General features: G+C 65.5%; 3 protein-coding genes. 2 read left to right on the top strand and 1 reads right to left on the bottom strand.

Annotated elements, in window-relative coordinates; translation table 11 throughout:
* Together ACLP9N_RS03385 and ACLP9N_RS03380 are read left to right on the top strand one after the other, a co-directional pair.
* A partial coding sequence (locus ACLP9N_RS03385; RefSeq protein WP_442406073.1) for an ABC transporter permease occupies nucleotides 1–1,661 on the top strand: 1,661 nt, incomplete at its 5' end.
* Nucleotides 1,662–1,684: 23 nt separating this feature from the next.
* Entirely contained in the window at nucleotides 1,685–3,001 is a 1,317-nt protein-coding gene (locus tag ACLP9N_RS03380; protein WP_442406072.1) for an ABC transporter ATP-binding protein, read from the top strand.
* Between the two features lie 2 nt (nucleotides 3,002–3,003).
* Here ACLP9N_RS03380 and ACLP9N_RS03375 read toward each other — a convergent pair.
* Nucleotides 3,004–3,262, bottom strand: a 259-nt coding sequence (locus ACLP9N_RS03375) for a phosphate signaling complex PhoU family protein (protein WP_442406071.1), incomplete at its 5' end; no start/stop codon positions are given.

Here is a 3,262-nt window from a genome sequence, read left to right as displayed (position 1 = left end):
TCGGCGCCGCGGTGCTGTTGTGGTTGTTGGTGCGCGTCGGCCGCGGGGCGGCCGTGCCGTGGACGGTGCCCAACGCGCCCTCGTCGGTGTCCACGGATCCCAGCCAGTTGCCGTATTACGCCGCCCGGTCGCTGCTGCGGATGTTCGTCGCGCTGGGCCTGTCGCTGGTGTTTACGTTTTTCTATGCCACCGCGGCGGCGCGCTCGCGCCGTGCCGAAAAGGTGCTCATCCCGCTGCTGGACTTCCTGCAGTCCGTGCCGGTGCTCGGATTCCTGGCGATCACCATCACCGGGTTCATCGCGCTGTTCCCCGGCTCGCTGCTGGGTTTGGAATGCGCATCCATCTTCGCGATCTTCACCTCGCAGGCCTGGAACATGACGTTCGCGTTCTACCAATCCCTGATCACCCAGCCCCGCGATCTGGACGAGGCGTCCAGGCTGTTGCGGTTGTCACGGTGGCAGCGATTCTGGCGAGTCGACCTGCCCAGCGGCGTGATCCCGCTGGTGTGGAACGGCATGATGAGTTTCGGCGGTGGCTGGTTTTTTCTCACCGCGTCCGAGGCCCTCAGCGTGAACAACCACAGGTTCGCGCTGCCCGGGATCGGCGCCTACGTCGCATCGGCCAGCGACCAGGGAGACCTCAACCGGGTGCTGCTGGCGATCGCGACCATGATCGTCGTGATCATCGGGGTCAACGCGCTGTTCTGGCGGCCGCTGACGGCATGGTCCGAGCGATTCCGCATCGAGGAGTCCGAGGCCGTCGAGGCGCCGCGCAGCGTGACGCTGGACGTGCTGCGGCGCTCCCGCGTCCCCGGCATCGTCGGCCGTCCGCTCGGAAAGTTGGTCTATCCGGTCGACCGGGTGACGGCGGTGTTCGGCATGACCGGGGGTCCGATGAAAACGTCGACCGTGCGGCGCCGCGTCGGCGACGCCGTTTTCGTTCTCGCCTTGGTTGCTGCGCTGGGCTACGGTGCTTTTCGGGTGGTCGAGTACATCGCCGGCAGCGTCGGTTTCGCCGAGGTCGGCCACGCCGCGTTGCTCGGCCTGGCCACCTTCGCCCGTGTCGTGGTGGTGGTCGTGGTCTCGACGTTGATCTGGGTGCCGGTCGGAGTATGGATTGGCATGAATCCCAAGGTGACTCGGCTGGCACAGCCGGTGGTGCAGGTGCTGGCGTCGTTTCCGGCGAACTTTCTTTTTCCGTTGTTCACCGCCGTGCTGCTCGCCACCGGAATCAGCATCAACTGGGGCGGCATTCTGCTGATGGCGCTGGGCACCCAGTGGTACATCCTGTTCAACGTCATCGCCGGGGCGAGCTCGATCCCCACCGAACTTCGCGACGCGTCCGCCAGCCTGCGGCTGCCCACCGTGCTGCGGTGGCGCACCCTGATACTGCCCGGGATCTTCGGCAGCTACGTCACCGGCGGCATCACCGCGGCCGGCGGCGCGTGGAACGCGTCGATCGTCGCCGAGGTCGTCCAGTACCACGGCACCACGTTGTCCGCCGTCGGGCTGGGGTCCTACATCACCCATGCCACCGCGGTGGGCGACGCCCCGCGCCTGCTCATCGGCGTGATCGCGATGAGCTTCTATGTCGTGACGACGAACATCGTGCTGTGGCAGCGCCTCTACCGCCTGTCCGAACGGCGCTTCTCCCTATCCTGATCCTGAGCTTGACGGAGGTCCCCATGACTGAAGACGACGTGATCATCATCCACCTCGACCACGTCAGCAAGAGCTTCAGCAAGCCCGACGGTGGCACGTTGCTGGTCCTCGACGACATCAGCCTAGACATCCGTGCGGGCGAGGTCGTCGCCGTGCTCGGTCGCTCCGGGTGCGGCAAGTCGACGCTGCTGCGCATCATCGCCGGGCTGATCGCCCCTAGCAGCGGCGTGGCGCGTTACGAAGGCGCCGAATTGACCGGCGCCAACGCCGGCACCGCGATGGTGTTCCAGAACTTCGCCCTGATGCCCTGGCTGACCGTGCAAAAGAACGTTGAACTCGGGCTGGCAGCGCGCAAAATGGCCCCGGCCGAACGGAGTCAGCGTGCGATGGAGGCCATCGATTTGATTGGCCTCGACGGCTTCGAATCCGCATACCCCAAAGAACTGTCCGGCGGGATGCGCCAGCGCGTCGGGTTCGCCCGGGCCCTGGTGCTGCAACCCGATCTGCTGCTAATGGACGAACCCTTCTCCGCCCTCGACGTCCTCACCGCCGAAAACCTGCGCAGCGAGCTGATGACCCTGTGGACCGGCCAGGAATTTCCGACCAAGGCCATCTGCCTGGTCACCCACAACATCGAAGAAGCGATCACGCTGGCCGACCGCGTCATCGTGCTGAGCAGCAATCCCGGCCGCGTCCTGGCCGAATTCCCCATCGAACTCGAGCGTCCCCGCGACCGCCGTTCGCCCTCGTTTGAAGCACTTGTCGACAAACTCTATGGACTGCTGACCGGCACCGGGTCGGCCACAACGCTCGTCGAACCCGGCACAGCCACGCCGACCAGCCACCCGCTGCCTAGGGCGACCGTCGGGGGCCTGGCCGGGCTGGTCGAAATCGTCTACGGCAAGGGTGGGCGCGTCGACATCCCCGACGTCGCCGCCGACTTGGGTATCGCCGCCGAAGACCTGCTGCCGTTGGTGGACGCCGCCGCACTGCTCGACTTCGTGTGCGTCAGCGGTGCCGGCCTCGAACTCACCTCGATCGGCAAGGATTTCACCACCGCCGACATCCAAGCAAGCAAGCAGATCTTCGCCCAGCAAGCACGTATCCGCGCACCTTTGGTGCGCACCATCTGCCACGCTCTGCACGACTGCCCTGACGAGAGCTTGCGCGCCGGATTCTTCCTCGACATCCTCCAGCACGGATTCAACGCCCAGGACGCCCAGCGACAACTCGACATCGCCATCGGCTGGGGTCGCTACGCCGAACTCTTCGACTACAACACCAACACCGACCAGATCACCGCCGACCCCAACGCCACGCTGGTAACAGCCACGCCGTGAGATCAGTAGGTGGATATCTCGTCCTCGGCGGGCAGCACCCCGGTGACCATGAAGATGACGCGCCGCCCGACTTCCACGGCGTGGTCGGCGAAGCGCTCGTAAAAGCGGCCCAGCAAAGCGGTTTCGACGGCCACGGAGATACCATGCTGCCAGCCGTCGTCCAGTAAGACACGGAACAAATGCCGGTACAGCTCATCCATGGCGTCGTCTTGCTCGTGAAGTTGGGCGGCTTGCCGCGGGTCGCGGGATATCAGCACCTGT

The sequence above is a fragment of the Mycobacterium sp. genome (genome assembly GCF_052144515.1).
Taxonomy (GTDB): domain Bacteria; phylum Actinomycetota; class Actinomycetes; order Mycobacteriales; family Mycobacteriaceae; genus Mycobacterium.
This window is presented reverse-complemented; position numbering and strand designations above follow the sequence as displayed.

What these genes read in the sequence shown, in the direction of transcription:
- ACLP9N_RS03380 (WP_442406072.1), top strand. Translation starts at nt 1,685, where the DNA reads ATGACTGAAGACGACGTGATCATCATCCACCTCGACCACGTCAGCAAG.